The sequence below is a fragment of the Pseudomonas jessenii genome, from assembly GCF_002236115.1.
GTDB classification, from domain to species: domain Bacteria; phylum Pseudomonadota; class Gammaproteobacteria; order Pseudomonadales; family Pseudomonadaceae; genus Aquipseudomonas; species Aquipseudomonas jessenii.
The window spans coordinates 688,035-705,839 of record NZ_NIWT01000004.1; the positions used below are offsets into that span (position 1 = coordinate 688,035).

The 17,805-nt window shown below is 60.2% G+C and carries 16 protein-coding genes; 7 read left to right on the forward strand and 9 right to left on the reverse strand.

Going from position 1 to position 17,805, the window contains the following annotated elements; all coding sequences use genetic code 11:
• Positions 1-298 precede the first annotated feature (298 nt).
• The 3 genes from emhC to emhA are packed head-to-tail and all read right to left on the reverse strand — an operon-like array spanning position 299 to position 6,081.
• Positions 299-1,759, reverse strand: a complete 1,461-nt coding sequence (gene emhC / locus PSJE_RS16280; protein ID WP_090453567.1) for an efflux RND transporter outer membrane subunit EmhC — start codon at positions 1,757-1,759, stop codon at positions 299-301.
• The gene (gene emhB, locus PSJE_RS16285) at positions 1,759-4,920 is read right to left on the reverse strand and encodes an efflux RND transporter permease subunit EmhB (protein ID WP_090453569.1); all 3,162 of its coding nucleotides are present in this window, start codon (positions 4,918-4,920) and stop codon (positions 1,759-1,761) included. The genes emhC and emhB overlap by 1 nt, the downstream gene beginning before the upstream one ends.
• Before the next feature lie 3 nt (positions 4,921-4,923).
• Positions 4,924-6,081 (reverse strand): efflux RND transporter periplasmic adaptor subunit EmhA, encoded by a 1,158-nt coding sequence (gene emhA, locus PSJE_RS16290; RefSeq protein ID WP_057716081.1) that lies wholly within the window; start codon positions 6,079-6,081, stop codon positions 4,924-4,926.
• A 277-nt stretch (positions 6,082-6,358) separates the two neighbouring features.
• Here emhA and emhR point away from each other — a divergent pair, with 277 nt between their 5' ends.
• Positions 6,359-6,991: an efflux system transcriptional repressor EmhR gene (gene emhR, locus PSJE_RS16295; protein WP_057716080.1), complete on the forward strand. Its 633-nt coding sequence runs from the start codon at positions 6,359-6,361 to the stop codon at positions 6,989-6,991.
• A 307-nt stretch (positions 6,992-7,298) separates the two neighbouring features.
• Here the strand turns inward: emhR and PSJE_RS16300 are convergent, their stop codons facing one another.
• The 4 genes from PSJE_RS16300 to PSJE_RS16315 all read right to left on the reverse strand — a co-directional run bounded on the left by PSJE_RS16300 (position 7,299) and on the right by PSJE_RS16315 (position 10,672).
• Positions 7,299-7,832, reverse strand: coding sequence for a hypothetical protein (locus PSJE_RS16300; protein WP_057716079.1), 534 nt, complete (start codon positions 7,830-7,832; stop codon positions 7,299-7,301).
• Positions 7,833-8,093: 261 nt separating this feature from the next.
• Positions 8,094-9,143, reverse strand: a complete 1,050-nt coding sequence (locus tag PSJE_RS16305) for an alkene reductase (RefSeq protein ID WP_057716078.1) — start codon at positions 9,141-9,143, stop codon at positions 8,094-8,096.
• Between the two features lie 21 nt (positions 9,144-9,164).
• Positions 9,165-10,334, reverse strand: coding sequence for an MFS transporter (locus tag PSJE_RS16310; protein WP_090453571.1), 1,170 nt, complete (start codon positions 10,332-10,334; stop codon positions 9,165-9,167).
• A 35-nt stretch (positions 10,335-10,369) separates the two neighbouring features.
• Complete coding sequence (locus PSJE_RS16315) at positions 10,370-10,672, reverse strand: ArsR/SmtB family transcription factor (RefSeq protein WP_008019443.1); 303 nt, start codon at positions 10,670-10,672, stop codon at positions 10,370-10,372.
• Positions 10,673-10,842: 170 nt separating this feature from the next.
• Here PSJE_RS16315 and PSJE_RS16320 point away from each other — a divergent pair, with 170 nt between their 5' ends.
• A complete protein-coding gene (locus tag PSJE_RS16320) occupies positions 10,843-11,421 on the forward strand; it encodes an acyl carrier protein phosphodiesterase (protein WP_090453573.1) in 579 nt (192 codons plus the stop codon).
• Between the two features lie 123 nt (positions 11,422-11,544).
• Here the strand turns inward: PSJE_RS16320 and PSJE_RS16325 are convergent, their stop codons facing one another.
• Positions 11,545-12,336, reverse strand: coding sequence for a lysophospholipid acyltransferase family protein (locus PSJE_RS16325; protein ID WP_057716075.1), 792 nt, complete (start codon positions 12,334-12,336; stop codon positions 11,545-11,547).
• Entirely contained in the window at positions 12,336-13,091 is a 756-nt protein-coding gene (gene olsB, locus PSJE_RS16330) for an L-ornithine N(alpha)-acyltransferase (protein WP_057400777.1), read from the reverse strand. Before olsB ends, PSJE_RS16325 begins: the two co-directional genes overlap by 1 nt.
• A gap of 155 nt (positions 13,092-13,246) precedes the next feature.
• Between olsB and PSJE_RS16335 the strand changes: the two genes are divergently transcribed.
• The 5 genes from PSJE_RS16335 (at position 13,247) to PSJE_RS16355 (ending at position 17,716) form a co-directional block, all read left to right on the forward strand.
• Positions 13,247-14,125 (forward strand): acyl-CoA dehydrogenase family protein, encoded by an 879-nt coding sequence (locus tag PSJE_RS16335; protein WP_090453575.1) that lies wholly within the window; start codon positions 13,247-13,249, stop codon positions 14,123-14,125.
• Between the two features lie 155 nt (positions 14,126-14,280).
• The gene (locus PSJE_RS16340) at positions 14,281-15,375 is read left to right on the forward strand and encodes a serine hydrolase domain-containing protein (RefSeq protein WP_090453576.1); all 1,095 of its coding nucleotides are present in this window, start codon (positions 14,281-14,283) and stop codon (positions 15,373-15,375) included.
• Positions 15,372-15,695, forward strand: a complete 324-nt coding sequence (locus PSJE_RS16345) for an amidase (protein WP_090453578.1) — start codon at positions 15,372-15,374, stop codon at positions 15,693-15,695. The genes PSJE_RS16340 and PSJE_RS16345 overlap by 4 nt, the downstream gene beginning before the upstream one ends.
• 271 nt (positions 15,696-15,966) lie before the next feature.
• Complete coding sequence (locus tag PSJE_RS16350) at positions 15,967-16,557, forward strand: YceI family protein (RefSeq protein ID WP_090453580.1); 591 nt, start codon at positions 15,967-15,969, stop codon at positions 16,555-16,557.
• Between the two features lies 1 nt (position 16,558).
• On the forward strand, positions 16,559-17,716 hold the full coding sequence (locus tag PSJE_RS16355; RefSeq protein WP_090453582.1) for a phospholipase D-like domain-containing protein: 1,158 nt from the start codon (positions 16,559-16,561) through the stop codon (positions 17,714-17,716).
• Positions 17,717-17,805: the final 89 nt, after the last annotated feature.

A 17,805-nucleotide genomic window follows, 5' to 3' on the forward strand; every position in this document is an offset into this window, starting at 1 on the left:
GTTATTGGTTTTGTGGTTCGGATGGTGCGTGGAATGTACTGGATGGTTCAATTGTTAAAAGCAGGTTTTGGGCGATTATCGAACGCAACATGTCGCTGGATTTTGTGTGGCCTGTGCGGGCCTCATCGCGAGCAAGCTCGCTCCCACAGGTGGCCGGGTTTGGCAAAAATCTTGTGCACGCTGTAAGTCCACTGTGGGAGCGAGCTTGCTCGCGATGGGGCCATCACTGAGAACACACCTTTTCCCGCAGCCAACAAAAAGCCCACCAATCGGTGGGCTTCTCGTTTTTACAGCGCTATCAGAAATACTTCATCTTCGGCGCTTCTTCTTTCAACGGCTCGTTCTTCGCCGTCTGTTCGTTCCAGCCACCACCCAGGGCCTTGTACAGGTTGACCTGGCTGACCAGCTGCGCCAGTCGGTCGGTGATCAGCACCTGTTGCGCACTGAACAACTGACGCTGGGCATCGAGGAAGGTCAGGTTGCTGTCGACACCAATGCGGTAGCGACGCTCGGCCAGGCGGTAGTAGTCCTGGTTGGCACTGACGAAATCTTTCTGTGCCTGCAACTGCTGGACGTAGGTCTGGCGGGCGGCCAGGCCGTCGGCGACTTCCTGGAAGGCCGTTTGAATGGACTTCTCGTAGTTCGCCACGCCGATGTCTTTCTGGATTTTCGAGTAATCCAGGCTGGCGCTCAGGGCGCCGGCGTTGAAGATCGGCAGGTTGATCTGCGGTTGGAACAACCAGGTGCCCGAACCACCCTTGAACAGACCGGACAGGTCCGGGCTCAGGGTGCCGGCATTGGCCGTGAGGCTGATGCTCGGGAAGAACGCAGCCCGCGCCGCGCCGATGTTGGCATTGGCGGCCTTCAGGTTGTACTCGGCCTGAAGGATGTCCGGACGACGATGCAGCAGGTCCGACGGCAGGCCGGGTGGAACGTCGCTCAGCAGGTCGTCGTCAAGTGGTTTGGCCGCTTGCAGGTTGGCCGGGACACCGGTGCCGAGCAGCAGCACCAGGCTGTTCTCGTCCTGGGCGACCTGACGGGTGTACTTGGCCAGTTGCGCACGGGCGTTTTCCACCGAGGTGCGCGACTGTGCCAGGTCCAGGGCCGAGGCGACGCCGACTTCGTTGCTGCGGGCGGTGAGCTTGTAGCTCTCCTCGAAGGCGGCGAGGGTGTCCTGGGTCAGCTTGTACAGTTCCTTGTCGGCCTGCCAGGTCAGGTAGGCATTGGCCACACTGGCCACCAGGCTGATCTGCGTACTGCGGCGACCCTCTTCAGTGGCGAAGTACTTCTGCAACGCTTCTTCGTTCAGGCTGCGAACCCGACCGAACAGGTCGAGTTCATAGGCGCTGACGCCAACAGTTGCCGAGTAGGAACTGGTGATGCCGGCTTCGCCGGTCTGGGAAGCATCAGCCGGAAGCCGCTGACGGCTGCCGCTGCCATTGGCCGAGACGGCCGGGAACAGATCGGCACGGGAGATGCGGTATTGAGCCGCGAACGCGTCGATGTTCAGGGCCGCGACACGCAGGTCACGGTTGTTTTCCAGGGCAACCTGGATCAGCTGTTGCAGCGCCGGGTCATGGAAAAACTGCTTCCAGCCCTGCTCGGCAGCCGCTTGCGCCGGTGCCTGGGCCGGCGAGTACGCCGGGCCCTGCGGGTACTGGCCCGCCACCGGTGCTTCGGGCTGCTGATAGTCAGGTATCAGCGAGCAGCCACCGAGCACGAAGGCGGCGACTGCCAGGGAGAGTAGCGACTTGCTCATTAGCCAGCCTCTTTAGAAGTTTCAATAGCGTCATCCTGGTCGGCGATTTTGCGCTGGCCAATGGACGACACGGTGACGAAGAACAGCGGGACCCAGAAGATCGCCAGCACAGTGGCCGTGATCATACCGCCGATTACGCCGGTACCGATTGCATGCTGGCTACCGGAGCCCGCACCGGTGGATATCGCCAGTGGTACCACACCGAGGACGAAGGCGAGCGAGGTCATGATGATCGGTCGCAGACGCATGCGGCAGGCTTCGATCGCTGCATCGCGCAGGCTACGCCCTTGTTCGTGCAACTCCTTTGCAAATTCGACAATCAGAATGGCGTTTTTCGCCGCCAGACCGATAGTCGTCAACAAACCTACCTGGAAGTACACGTCGTTGGACAAACCACGCAGGCTGGTGGCCATCAGCGCACCGATGATCCCCAGCGGTACAACCAACATCACCGCGATCGGAATCGACCAGCTTTCATACAACGCCGCCAGACACAGGAACACCATCAGCAGCGACAGGGCGTACAGCGCCGGTGCTTGCGAACCGGACAGACGCTCTTCGTACGACAGGCCGGTCCAGGAAATACCGACACCCGCCGGCAGTTTCTTGGCAATGGCTTCGACTTCGAGCATGGCTTCACCGGTGGAATAGCCTGGCGCCGGGGCACCGAGGATTTCCATCGCTTCCACGCCGTTGTAACGGGCCAGTTTCGGCGAACCGTAAATCCACTCGCCCTTGGCGAACGCCGAGAACGGAACCATGGTGCCGGTGCTGTTGCGCACGTACCACTTCTGCAGGTCTTCAGGGCCCATTCGAGCGCCTGGCTGGCCTTGCACGTACACCTTCTTCACCCGGCCACGGTCGATGAAGTCGTTGACGTAGCTACTGCCCAGGGCAATCGACAGGGTGTTGTTGATGTCGGCGATGGTAATGCCCAGGGCACTGGCCTTCTCGTCATCGATTTCCAGCTGGTATTGCGGTTCGTCGTTCAGGCCGTTCGGACGCACCTGAGACAGAATCTTGCTTTGTGCGGCCATGCCGAGGAACTGGTTGCGCGCTTCCATCAGTTTTTCGTGGCCGATACCGGCACGGTCCTGCAGGAACACGTCGAAACCGGTGGCGTTACCCAGTTCCAGTACCGCCGGTGGCGCGAAGGCGAACACCATGGCATCGCGGAAGGTGAAGAAGTGCTGCTGGGCACGGGCCGCCACCTTGAACACATTGTTGTCGGCGTTACGTTCGTCCCACGGTCTGAGCATGATGAACGCCATACCCGAACTCTGGCCACGGCCGGCGAAGTTGAAGCCGGTCACGGTAAACACCGAGTTCACCGCATCGCCTTCACCGCCATCCTTGCCAGGGCGCAGCAGGAATTCACGCATTTCGTCCACGACCACCTGGGTGCGCTGGGACGTCGAACCGGCCGGGGTCTGCACCTGGGCGAACAGTACACCCTGGTCTTCTTCCGGCAGGAACGCCGTTGGAATGCGGGTGAACAGCCAGATCATGCCAACCACGATCAGCAGGTACGCCAGCAGATACGGGATCTTGCGCTGCAGGATATTGCCGACACCGCGCTCGTAGCCGCGAACGCCACGGTCGAAATTGCGGTTGAACCAGCCAAAGAAACCACGCTTGGGTACGCCGTGCTCGCCTTTGGGAATCGGCTTGAGCATGGTGGCGCAAAGCGCCGGGGTGAAGATCAGCGCGACCAGTACCGACAGGGCCATGGCCGAGACGATGGTGATCGAGAACTGCTTGTAGATCACACCGGTGGAACCGCTGAAGAACGCCATCGGCAGCAGAACCGCCGACAACACCAGGGCGATACCGACCAGCGCACCCTGGATCTGGCCCATGGACTTCTTGGTGGCTTCCTTGGGTGACAGGCCTTCTTCGCTCATCACCCGTTCGACGTTTTCCACCACGACGATGGCGTCGTCCACCAGCAAGCCGATGGCCAGCACCATGCCGAACATGGTCAGGGTGTTGATGCTGAAACCGGCAGCCGCGAGGATGCCGAATGTACCGAGCAATACCACCGGCACGGTCATCGTGGTGATGATGGTGGCGCGGAAGTTCTGCAGGAACAGGAACATCACCAGGAACACCAGCGCGACCGCTTCGACCAGGGTGTGAACCACGCCCTTGATCGATTCGGTTACGACCGGAGTGGTGTCATACGGAAACACCACTTCCATCCCTTGCGGGAAGAAAGGCTTGAGACTGTCGATGGTTGCGCGCAGGGCCTTGGCGGTATCGAGCGCGTTGGCACCGGTGGCCAGTTTCACGGCCAGGCCGGAAGCCGGGGCACCGTTGAACTGGGCGTTGATGCTGTAGTTCTCGCCACCCAGACCGACTTCGGCAACATCCCTCAAGCGAACCTGGGAACCGTCCTTGTTGACCTTGAGCAGGATCTTTTCGAACTCTTCCGCGGTCTGCAGGCGGGTCTTGCCGATGATGGTCGCGTTCAACTGGGTGCCGGGCAGGGCAGGCAGGCCGCCGAGCTGGCCGGACGACACCTGGACGTTTTGCGCGGCGATAGCGGTCTTGACGTCGATCGGGGTCAGGTTGAAGTTGTTCAACTTGGCCGGGTCGAGCCAGATTCGCATGGCGTATTGGGAACCGAACACCTGGAAGTCGCCGACACCGGCGGTCCGCGAGATCGGGTCCTGCATGTTCGACACGATGTAGTTGGACAGGTCGTCCTTGGTCATGCTGCCGTCACGCGACACCACGCCGATCACCAACAGGAAGTTCTTCACCGCCTTGGTGACGCGGATACCTTGCTGTTGCACTTCTTGCGGCAGCAGCGGGGTGGCCAGGTTCAGCTTGTTCTGGACCTGGACCTGCGCGGTGTCGGAGTTGGTGCCTTGCTCGAAGGTCGCGGTAATGGTCATGGTGCCGTCGGAGTTACTTTCCGACGAGACATAACGCAGGTTGTCGATACCGTTGAGCTGTTGCTCGATCACCTGAACCACGGTGTCCTGAACCGTTTGTGCCGAAGCACCCGGGTAGGCCACGGAGATGGCGATCGCTGGAGGCGCAATGCTCGGGTACTGGTTGATCGGCAGTCTGAGGATCGATAGTGCCCCGACCAGCATGATCACCAGGGCAATTACCCAGGCGAAAATCGGACGGTCGATAAAAAATTTCGACATGGTTTACTCCCCTTTGCCGCCAGAGGCTTTATCAGCTACCTGGGCGGGGGCCGGGTTCTTTACGGCTACGTTGGTCGCTTCACTGGCCTTGACTTCGATGCCAGGTTTGACGAATTGCAGACCTTCGGTGATCAGGCGATCGCCGGCCTTCAGGCCGTCTTCGATCAGCCATTGATTGCCGACGGTGCGGTTGGCCTTGAGTTGACGCAGTTCGACCTTGTTGTCCGGGCCGACAACCAGTGCGGTCGGCGTACCTTTGAGGTCGCGGGTCACGCCTTGCTGCGGGGCCAGGATCGCCGCGCTGTTCACACCGGCCAGCAACTTGGCGTGCACGAACATGCCAGGCAGAAGGGTGTGGTCAGGGTTCGGGAAAATGGCGCGCAGGGTGACGGAACCGGTGGTCTGGTCAACCGAGATTTCGGAGAACTCCAGCTTGCCGTCCAGCTTGTAGTCGCTGCCGTCTTCGAGGGTCAGCTTGACCGAAGCCGTGTTGTCGCCGGCTTTCTGCAGGCGACCGCTTTCCAGCTCACGGCGCAGTTGCAGCAGCTCGACCGAGGACTGCGTCACGTCGACGTAGATCGGGTCGATTTGCTGAATCACCGCCATCGCATCGGCCTGGGCATTGCTCACCAGCGCGCCTTCGGTCACCGAGGAGCGGCCGATGCGGCCGGTCAGCGGGGCATAGACCTTGGTGTAGCGCACGTTGATCTGTGCGGTTTGCAGCGCGGCTTCCGATTGCAGGCGGTTGGCCACGGCGGTGTCGTATTCCTGACGGCTTACGGCTTGTTCGTTGACCAGTTGCTGGTAGCGGTCGGAAATCGACTTGGTCGAGCGCAGGTTGGCTTCAGCGCTTTTCAGCGTCGCTTCATAGACCGACGGATCGATCTGGTACAGCTGCTGGCCGGCCTTGACGTCACTGCCTTCCTTGAACAGGCGCTTGAGAATGATGCCGTTGACCTGCGGGCGGACTTCGGCAATGCGGAACGCACTGGTACGGCCGGGTAGATCGGATGTCAGGGTGAAAGCTTGAGGTTGCAGAGTCACGACGCCGACCTGAGGCGGTGGGGCGGCCGGTGCTGCCTCTTCCTTTTTGCATCCGCTGAGCAGCGATGCCAGGGCGACGGCGGCGACCAGAGCGGTAACAGCTGGCTTGAATTGCATGAAAATCCTCGGGTCAGGCACGCAAGGTGCGCACTAGAAAGGTGGAAGGTTGAAAAATGTTTGCCGAGTGGATAAGTAGCTTGCTAAGGAATATACTTACGTACATGGCTGTTTGTAAATACCCAGGCTGCGTATCAACGCCGTTACACAAGCCGCTACACAAGCCGTTGAAAGGTTGGAATTGTAGGCCGGGGACGAATCCCTGGAACGTTCGCCCCACTTTTATTCAGCTGATGTTCAGGCATCGCTGAAGCACCCTGATTGAGGTTGTACTGCCATGGTCCGTCGTACCAAAGAGGAAGCTCAGGAAACCCGCGCGCAAATTCTCGTGGCGGCCGAAAAGGCCTTTTTCGAGCGAGGCGTGGCACGCACGACCCTGGCGGACATCGCGACCCTGGCCGGCGTCACTCGAGGGGCCATCTACTGGCATTTCAGCAACAAGGCCGATCTTGTGCAGGCCATGCTCGACACTCTGCATGAGCCGCTGGAAGAAATGGCCAAGGCCAGCGAAAGCGAAGACGAACTCGATCCTCTGGGCTGCATGCGAAAGTTGCTGATTCATTTGTTTCATCAAATTGCGCTGGACCCGAAAACCCGACGCATCAATGAGATTCTTTTTCATAAGTGCGAATTCACCGATGAAATGTGCGACCTGCGCCAACAACGGGTGTCAGCCAGCCTCGAATGCAATGTGCGGATCGGTCTGGCCCTGAGTAATGCAGTGAATCGCGGTCAGTTGCCGGAAAACCTCGACACGGCCCGCGCCGCGATCAGCTTGCATGCTTATATTGATGGCATCCTGTACCAGTGGCTGCTGGCCCCCGACAGCTTTGAATTGCACGCCGAAGCCGAGCGTTGGGTCGATACCGGGCTGGATCTGTTGCGCTTTAGCCCCAGCCTGTGCAAATGAAACAAAATGATAAATTGGCTCCCTGCAAGTCAACCGTTGAAGTCACCGAGGATCATTTTACTTCGCGTGCCTTTTTTGCAATGGGGGCTTTTATATACGGACGTGTGCCAGGTTGACAGCTACCAGGCTACATAATTTGTAGGAATTTTGTGTCGAGCTTGCATGGGGAGTGAACCTCGTGCGGATTCCACTACTGCTAAAAAGAACCCCGGTTTTGCGAGCCGGGGCCTGGAATGTGGCGAAGAAAATGCATCAGCAAGCTGATTTGATACGTTTTTTCACCGGCGTCTTTTCTATCTGATCAGTATCAACCGACTATCAAGTCGACGCTAAAACTGAAGGGCGCCTCTTTATTCTTTTTCGTGATGTCGGCAGTGACCTTATATGAGCTGTTGCTGTTGCCGGATCGCGTTATTGTTTTTGACCAATTTGGTTTCAGGTTCGGATGCAGGACGCCGAAAACCACTGAAACTGTCAGCTGAATAGCTAGCGTGAATATTAATCCATCTTCGGTAATGTACGAGAACTGTTGCAGGATCGGGGCGAACTTTCTTTTGTTGTAATACATTCCATTACTTGAGAAGTCCCGAAGGTAAGGAAGATCGAGGGTTTGCTCATCGTTCGCTTCGATTTCGAAAGCTGATAGCGAGGTTCCGGTCAAATCCCAGCCTGCTTTCAAGAGCCGGATCGGGCCATCGGTGTTGTTGGAAATGTTAATGGTCATTATGGTGTATTGATTGGGGAATTTACTGGCTGAAGCAGAAAAAATGCTGGAATCATCAGGTTCATATTCTGTGCGTGCAATGATGCGAGGCACGTTTATCGGGCCATTGTTGTTCATGCTGTTAATCCTTTAAAGTTATTGAGAGGCTTTCCGTGGCGCTCGAAATGTTGTAGCGAAGCGTTGTGAAGTATTAGATTGTTCTGTTGGGTTTGTCTGGGTTTTAATTGTAATTTTGTATTGGGGTACGTGCAGGTGTGATGCAAATTTAGATGGCAGGTAAGTTGTCAGAGATTTAAGTATGACAAGCGGGTTTTGGCTTGTTTAAAGCAAAAAAAACCCGACGTCCAAAACGCCGGGCTATTCGAGTTTTTCGCAGGCCTACAAGGTTGGATAGTCGATGTAACCGACCGGGCCCTTGGCGTAGAACAGTTCCGGACGCGCTTCGTTCAACGGTGCGTCAGCCTGCAAGCGTGCCGGCAGGTCAGGGTTGGCAATGAAAGGTACACCGAAGGCGACTGCGTCGGCCTGGCCACTGGCGAGCAACGCGTTGGCGCTGTCCTTGGTGAAACGCTCGTTGGCAATGTATGGGCCGCCGAAGGCTTCCTTGAGTTGTGCGCCAAGGCTGTCGGCACCTTCTTTCTCCCGCGAGCAGATGAAGGCAATGCCACGCTTGCCCAGTTCGCGAGCGACATAGGTGAACGTTTCAGCGAGGTTGTCGTCGCCCATGTCATGCAGGTCGGCGCGTGGCGACAGGTGCACACCCACGCGGCCGGCGCCCCAGGTTTCGATGGCGGCGTCGGTCACTTCCAGCAGCAGGCGGGCACGGTTTTCCAGGGAACCGCCGTAGTTATCGGTGCGCTGGTTGGTGCTGCTTTGCAGGAACTGGTCGAGCAGGTAACCGTTGGCGGCATGGATTTCCACACCGTCGAAGCCGGCGGCCTTGGCGTTCTCGGCACCGACGCGGTAAGCGTCGACGATGTCGGCGATTTCAGCGGTTTCCAGGGCGCGCGGTACAGGGAAGTCGGCCAGCGGACGAACCAGGCTGACGTGGCCCTTGGGCTGGATGGCACTCGGGGCGACCGGGGCTTCATCGTTCAGGTACAAACCGTGGGATATGCGACCCACATGCCACAGTTGCAGGAAGATCTTGCCGCCCGCGCCATGGATAGCCTTGGTCACGTTGGACCAGCCACGCACCTGATCGTTGGACCAGATGCCCGGGGTGTCCGGGTAGCCGACGCCCATTGGGGTCACCGAAGTGGCCTCGCTGAGGATCAGGCCGGCGGTGGCGCGTTGCACGTAGTACTCGGCCATCAGCGCGTTGGGCACGCGGCCTTCGTCGGCGCGGCAGCGGGTCAGTGGCGCCATGATGATGCGGTTGGCCAACTCGAGGTCGCCCAGTTTGATCGGATCGAAAATAGTCGTCATTTAGTGGCTCTCTTTTGGAGATCAGTTAGAAGTAGCAGGGGCCAGGTCGGGATTGCCGCTCTGACGGAAAGTAATCAGCGTCACCAGCAGGGCGAGTACCGCCAGTGCGGCTGCCGCGAGCGGCACGCTGGTCAGGCCGAAGCCGTGGGCGATCACACTGCCGCCGACCCAGGCACCCAAGGCGTTGCCGATGTTGAAAGCGCCGATGTTCAGGGTCGACACCAGGTTCGGAGCGGCCTTGCCGAAGGTCACCACGTTCACTTGCAGCGCCGGTACGGCGGCGAAGCACGCGGTGGCCCAGAGCAACAGGGTGATTTCGGTAGGGATCAGCGCGACGCTGGTCCAGGTCAGCACGGTGGACACCACGGCCATGGTGACGAACACACCGATCAGCGTCGCGGCCATGCCTTTGTCGGCCAGCTTGCCGCCGATGATGTTGCCGACCGTCAGGCCCAGGCCGATGAGCATCAGGGTCCAGGTCACGCCACGGGGCGAAACGCCGGTGACTTCGCCGAGCAGCGGGGCGACGTAGGTGAACAGGGTGAACACCGAGGCGGCGAACAGCGCGGTCATGCTCAGGGACAGCCAGATGCCGCCGCCCTTGAGTGCGGCCAGTTCGGCGCGCATGTCGAGTTTCTCTTCATCACGCTTGGCCGGCAGGAAGCGGATCAAGCCGATCAGCGCGATCACACCGATCACGGTCACGGCCCAGAAGGTCGAACGCCAGCCGGCTTCCTGACCGAGTGCGGTGCCCAGCGGTACGCCGAGGACGTTGGCCAGGGTCAGGCCGGTGAACATCAGGGCCACGGCCGAAGCGCGTTTGTTCGCAGGCACCAGGCCGGCGGCTACCACTGAACCGATACCAAAGAAGGCTCCATGGCACAGAGCGGTGACCACACGGGCGAACATCAGCACGTTGTAGTCGCCGGCCACTGCGCAAAGCAGGTTGCCGACAATGAAGATGCCCATCAACGCCACCAGGGCTGCCTTGCGCGGCAGTCTGGCGGTGGCCAGCGCCATGAACGGCGCGCCGATGGCCACGCCCAGGGCGTAACCGGTCACCAGCCAGCCGGCACCGGGAATCGACACACCGAGGTCCGCCGCCACGTTGGGCAGCAGGCCCATGATGACGAACTCGGTGGTGCCGATGGCGAAGGCGCTCAAGGCCAGGATGAGTAGCGAGAGAGGCATTGTTTAATTCCTTGTCGGCCGACTGACGTTAAGGGTCAGAGCTCTTTACTGAAGGTTTTGAGGAATTCCTGGATGGTTTCCTCGTTGCGTTTGAAAAAATGCCACTGGCCGACTTTGCGGCTGCTGATCAGGCCGGCGCGTTGCAGGGTCGCCAGGTGTGCGGACACCGTGGACTGCGACAGGCCGCAACGTTGATCGATCTGCCCGGCGCAAACGCCGTGCTCGTTACTGTGGGACTGGTCGGGAAATTCGACGGTCGGGTCCTTGAGCCAGTGCAGGATGTCTCGCCGTACTGGGTGTGCCAGGGCTTTTATTATTTCGTCGAGATTGATGGTCATGATGTGGGCTCGTGATGTTTAAAACGCTATATCGCGATGAGGCGAACTTTAAATCGGTATTTCGCGATATACAAATATGATTTGGCTCTGACCAACTCACATTTCGGTATATCGAGTTATAACGATATGTTGAGTGTAACAAGACAAGGGGGCAGTGCTAAGCTGCGCCCATGAACTATCTCGCACATCTTCACCTCGGTGGCCAGCGTCCCGGCCAATTGCTCGGCAGTCTGTATGGCGATTTCGTCAAGGGACGCCTGCAAGGGCAGTTCGCTCCGGACATCGAGGGGGCTATCCAGTTGCACCGCAGCATCGACGTGTTCACCGACCGCCATCCGCTGGTGGACGTCGCGTTGTCGCGTTTCTCCCTGACCCGTCGTCGCTACGCGGGCATCGTGCTCGATGTGTTTTTCGACCATTGCCTGGCCCGGGACTGGACGTTGTATGCCGACCGGCCCCTGGCGTTGTTCACTTCGGACGTTTACCGGGTGCTGTCCAGCGAACGGCAATTGCCGGAGCGGCTGGCGAGGATTGCGCCGCACATGGTGGCCAATGACTGGTTGGGTTCGTATCAGGAATTCGAAGTGCTGGAGCAGGTGTTGCGCGGGATCTCGCGACGCCTGACCCGGCCGGAAGAACTGGCGGCGGCGATGCAGGAATTGCGGCGGTTGTATGAACCGTTGAGCGAGGACTTCAGGTTGTTCTATCCGCAGCTTCAGGATTTTGCCCGGAACTATCCAACACCATAAAACCCCTGTGGGAGCGAGCTTGCTCGCGATTGCGGATTAACATTCAACGATGATGCTGAATGACCCACCGCTATCGCGAGCAAGCTCGCTCCCACAGGGTACTTCGGTGAATAAAAGATCGCGTCACGCCGCAATGGCAGGGCGCATCGGTGCTCGTTGCGGTTCGACAATTTCACCAAACAACACCTTCTGCACCGCCTGCTGCGCCTCGAACGCCAGTGCCGCGCGTTCCCGGCCTTCGCATGCGATTGGCTTGAGCAGATGAATCTCCACGCCGCCACGGTCATTGGCGAACAACCGCATCAGATGCGACAGCAAGTCATCGTCGCCAATGAACGGCGCCAGCGCGCAAGTCTCGCCGTCACGCACATAACGAATCGCCACCGGCTGCATCGCCACTTCGGAATCGATGGCGGCGGACAGCAGGCGGCCGTGAAAGGTACGTAGCGAACGGCCATCGGTAGTGGTGCCTTCGGGGAACATCAGCAGCGGGTGTGCCTGTTCCAGGTGACGGGTCATCTGCTTGCGGATCAACTGGCTGTCACCCGAGCCACGGCGGATAAACAGGCTGCCGGCTTTGGCCGCCAGCCAGCCGGCTACCGGCCAGGTGCGCACTTCGGCCTTGGACAGGAACGACAGCGGCGTGAGCATGCCCAGCAGCGGGATGTCGGTCCAGGACACGTGGTTGCTGACCCAGAGCATCGGTGCCTTCGGCAACTCGCCGTGGACAGTCACGTCGAAGGGCAGGGCATTGCTCAGGCGGGCCATGAAAAACCGCGACCAGCGTTGCCGGCGCGCCATCGAATGGGCCATGCCCAAGCGCTCGAACAGCCCGAACACACTGGCCATGCCCAAGCCCAGCGTCACTACCATCAGCACTCGCGCGATTCGCGCGTACACCCGCAACCGGCCCATTACACAGCCGCCTTGAAGTGTTTGGCATAACGCGGGCAGAGTTCGTCGCGCTTGAGCAGGATGAACACGTCGGCGACCTGGAAGTCTTCGTCCCAGCATGGCTCGCCGCAGATCTTCGCGCCCAGGCGCATGTAGGCCTTGAGCAGCGGTGGCATTTCGGCGATCACGTTCGACGGAATGTCGAGGCTCGGCAGCGGGTTTTTCGGCTCGGCGCGCAGATGTTCGGTGCACAGGTAGCGTTCGCGCAGACGCTGCATGATCGCGTGGGCCTGCACGCCGCCATCCTGCATCGGAATGCTCGCACAACCCATCAGGTAGCTGTAGCCGCCCTGGTTCAGGACTTCGGCCAGTTCGCCCCAGAGCACGGCGATGGTGCCGCCATTGCGGTAGGCCGGGTCGACACAGGTGCGACCGATTTCCAGGATCGGGCCTTGCAGGTGCACCAGACCGTGGAGGCTGAATTCTTCTTCGCTGTAGAATTTGCCCAGGCTGCTGGCAGCCGTGTGGTCGAGTAAACGGGTGGTTGCCACCAGGCGACCGGTATTCAAGTCACGCACGCCGATGTGGGCGCAGTGAACGTCGTAGTCATCCATGTCCAGACCCAGTTCAGCGCCTTTGAGCCTGGCGTTGAATTCGCCGCTGAACACGTTGAAGCGCAAGGCCTGGGCTTCCTGCAAAGCCTCGGCGCCCACCAGGCGTTCGGCTTGCAGGCGGCGTTCGTTGCCGGTGTCGCTGATGCGGGCGATCTGAGTCATGGCGAATCTCCGTGCGGGCTGCTCACCCGTCTTTGGGCTACAGCGAATCGACTTTCTTTGTCTAGCCGTGTTGTGCAAAGTCAGGCTATGTAGCCCCGGTGTCATCGCCATTAAGCTTTGGTGATGCTTATATGACAGCCTTCGAGGAGACTCTTATGCCCTGGCAAACCCTGTTGAACCGCCGTGATCGCTTGCCCGCCAACCCGGATCTGGCGGAAGGTTTCGCGACCTTGTTGCAGCAGTTGGGAACGGTCACTCCGTTTGAATTGGCGGTGCTTGGCGGGCGGTTGATGGCGACACCGGGGCAAGCGTTTCTGGTGGGGTATCAGGCGGCCTTGCGCATGCTCTGGCCGAGCGCGCCACTGAGCCTGGGCGCGTTGTGCGCCACCGAGCAGCGCAGCCTGCGCCCGGCCGATATGCAAACCCGACTGAGCGATTTGCGCCTGAGCGGACGCAAGGATTTCGTCACCGCCGGCAATGCCGCCGACTGGCTGCTGGTGGCGGCGCGCAGCGAGGAGCCCGGCGCCGATCCACGCTTGAGCCTGGCGGTGATCTATCGCGATGAGCCGGGTGTGCGGGTGGAAAAGCTGGCGCCGCTCCCGTTGATGCCGGACATCAGCCATGGCCGGTTGTTTCTGGATAACGCGCTGTGCGAGTTGCTCGCAGGGGATGGTTGGGACGCTTACGTCAAACCGTTCCGAACTTTGGAAGACATCTATGTGCTGAGCGCCATGACAGCGTGGTTGTATGGCGTCGGCCAGGAATGCGATTGGCCGCAAGGCTTGCAATTGCGGTTGCTGGGGTTACTGGCGGGGTGCGCGGAAACCAGCCGCCAGCCACCCACCCATCCGGCCGGGCATGTGTTGCTTGGCGGGTTGTTTGCGCAGTTCGAAGGGCTCAAGACTGAAGTGAATGAGGCGCTGGCCGGAGGGCCTCAAGAGTGGGCGGCGATGTGGCAACGGGATCAGGCGGTGATGGATTTGGCTGCAGGGGCGCGGGGCAAGCGGTTGGCCAAGGCATTGGCGGCGTATTGATGGGCCTCATCGCGAGCAGGCTCGCTCCTACATTTGGAATGCATTCCCCTGTGGGAGCGAGCTTGCTCGCGATGGCGGCCTGATTGGCAGCATGAATTCCTGAACTGTCATCAACCTCGACTAGGCTCAGCAAGTTCAATCTTCGAGCCCCCGTCATGCCCAAAGGCCTGTCCCTGATTTTCCTGCTGTTGCTCAGCCTCACGACCCAGGCTGAAAGCTGGCCCGCCGAGCAATGGCCGACCGCGCCGACGCCCGCTGGCCCGGCGCTTCAAGCCCTGGAGACCTATGCCTTCCCATCCCGCGATGACACCACTCGCCAAGGCATTCGCACCGATGCCTTGCTGGTGATCCGCGACGGCCAGTTGATCTACGAACGCTACGCCGGCCCAACGACGGCCGAGACGCCGCACCTGACCTGGTCGATCAGCAAGAGCCTGATGGCCGCGGTCCTCGGTGTGGCTTACGGCGAAGGCTTGTTCAAACTCGGCGACCCTGTGGCGAAGTTTTATCCGCCCCTGCAAAAATACCCCGACCTGACCATGGCCGACCTGCTGCACTGGGCCTCGGGCCTGGATTGGCAGGAAGACTACGAATACGCACCGCTGAAGTCTTCGGTAGTGGCCATGCTCTACACCCGCGGTCACCACGACATGGCTGCGTTCACCGCGGCCCATGCCGAGTACGCGGCGCCGGGCCAGGCGTTTCGCTACTCCAGCGGTGACAGCAACCTGTTGTCCGCCGCGTTGAAAACCATCGTCGGCCCCGGCCGCTATCCGGATTATCCGTGGACTGCGCTGTTCGAGCCGCTGGGTATCCGCCAAGCCGTGTGGGAAACCGATGCCACGGGCACTTTCGTTGCTTCGTCCTATGCCTACCTCACTGCACGGGACCTGGCCCGGGTCGGTCTGTTGATGGCCCGCGAGGGGCGCTGGGCAGATAGGCAACTGCTGCCCAGGGACTGGGTGGCATTCAATCGCGAGCCATTCGCTCACTATCACGCCGATCAAGACGAGGCCGTCCCCGGCGGCCAGTGGTGGCTCAATCGAGCCGTTGAGGGCGCGGCACGACCCTGGCCCGATGCTCCCGCCGACACCTTCGCCGCGCTGGGGCATTGGGGCCAGGCGATGTACGTGATCCCCAGTGAGCAGCTGGTGATCGTCCGCTACGGCGATGACCGCGACGGCACTTACCGGCACAACCAATTGCTCCAGCTCGCGCTCAAGGCCTTTTCCGGGAAGGTGCAGCCATGAGCGGTTTCATTCGCCGTCGACCGCTCAGTTCCCTGTTGTTGATCCTGCTGATCGCCTTGCTCGGCTGGATCTGGCACGAGCGGGTGGCGCTGTGGGCGTTCCCCGACATCATCAGCGCCTACACCGCCAAGGAATATTGTTCGTGCCGCTACGTGATGAACAACGATGCCGAGTACTGCCACGGTTATGTGAAACAGTGGCTGCCCGCCAGCGGCTTTACCGATGACCCGGCCGGCAAGCGTGTCTCGGTCAGTGGCATGGGCCGCAGCAACAGCGCGGTGTGGATCGGCGAGCGCCAGGGTTGTCGTTTGGAGCCTTGAGCGGGGTATGTGCTTTGGGTGGTGGTGAGTTTTTGTGGCGAGGGGGCTTGTCCCCGTTCGGCTGCGAAGCAGACGCAAAGCCAGCCTCCCCGGTCCGTCAGGCTTACTTGGTTGTAGACTTCAGCACTGCTTCGCAGCGCAACGGGGGCAAGCCCCCTCGCCACAAAAGCTCACTCGCCCTATGGAATGTGTTCATGGCGCAACAGAAAGTTTGCAACCTGTGACAAGCCAGTTAAGGTTCAGCACAGGTTTATCTGCCCCACGAGTCTCTATGTTCAAGCGCTCCACCTTCCAAACCCTCACTTTCCTGCTGTTGGCCGGTGCCGCGTTGTCGGCCCGCGCCGACTGGTATCTCGATGGCGAGTCTTCGCGCCTGTCGTTTGTCAGCACCAAGAATGCCAATGTTTCCGAAGTGCAGCGCTTCCTGGTGCTGCACGGCAAGGTCGACCCCGAGGGGCTGGCCCAGGTGGAAGTCGAGCTGGAGTCGATCAACAGCGGCATCCCGTTGCGCGATGAGCGCATGCGCAAGGAACTGTTCCAGATCGACCGGTTTCCCGACGCCATGATCACCACGAAAATCGATCTGCGCCCGATCAATGACCTCGCTCCCGGCGCGCAGTTGGAGTTGCGCCTGCCGCTGATGGTCGACCTGCACGGCAAACAACACGAATACCAGGCCGAACTGTTGGCGACCCGACTCGATGACCGGCGCTTCCAGGTGGTGACCCTCGAACCGCTGGTGATCAACGCCGAGGATTTCGATTTGGCTCCCGGCCTGGAAACGTTGCGCAAACTGGCCGGTTTATCAGCTATCAGTCTTTCCGTACCGGTGGGTGCGGTACTGATTTTCACGGCGCGCTGACATGGCCGGAGCGATTTTTCCGTGGCGTGAAGGCAACCGCTTCGAACTGCTGATCGACGGTCCGCAGTTTTTTCCGCGCATGCTGGTGGCGATTGCCCGGGCTGAAGAGCAGGTTGAGCTGGAACTGTATCTGGTGGAGGCGGGTGCCTGCGCCGAAGCCATGGTCCAGGCATTGGTGCAGGCCGCCGAGCGCGGTGTACGGGTGCGCTGTCTGTTCGATGATTACGGCAGCCTCGCTTTCACCCTGGCCTTGCGTCAGCGGCTGATGTCCGCTGGCGTGGAGCTGCGTTTTTACAATCGTCTGAGTTGGCGACGTTGGGTCGGCAACTTCTACCGCGATCACCGCAAGCTGTTATTGGTGGACCAGAGCCTGGCCGTGGTCGGCGGCACCGGTGTCACTGATGAATTCTGGACTCCGGGGGAAGACGCCAGCGAATGGCACGAAGTGATGGTGGAAATCACCGGCCCGCTGGTACTCGATTGGCAGCTGCTATTCGATCGTCAGTGGATTGCCAACCGCCATCGACGTGCCTGGCGACCGGCTTCGCATTTCGGTCTGCCGCGCCTGCCAAGGGTGCCGTCCATAGGCGAGGGCATGGGCCGGGTGGCCTATGCCGACGCCCGTCAACACCGGGACATTCTGCAATCGCTGGTGCGTGCCCTGAACAGTGGTCAGCGACGGATCTGGCTGGCCACGCCGTACTTTTTGCCGACCTGGAAAGTCCGCCGCTCCCTGCGCCGGGCGGCTGCCCGGGGCGTCGATGTGCGCTTGCTGCTGACCGGCCCCCGTACCGATCACCCATCCGTGCGTTATGCCGGGCATCGCTACTACCCGCGACTGCTCAGGGCCGGGGTGAAAATCTACGAGTACCAGCCGTGTTTCCTGCACCTGAAAATGGTCCTGGTCGACGACTGGGTGAGCATCGGTTCGTGCAACTTCGATCACTGGAATCTGCGCTTCAACCTGGAAGCCAACCTGGAAGCCCTGGACCCCGGACTGACCCGGTCGGTGGCGGCGAGTTTCGAACGGGATTTCGGGTTGAGTGAGCAAGTCAGCCTGGAGGAATGGAAGCGCCGGCCACTGTGGCGGCGGGTCAAGCAACGGGTGTGGGGATGGGTGGATCGGGTGGTGGTGAACCTGCTGAATCGGCGGGGTTGACCCCAGTTTTCTGAACACTGAAACCACTGTGGGAGCGAGCTTGCTCGCGATGAGGGCTTAACATTCAACATCTCTGTCGACTGTCAGTC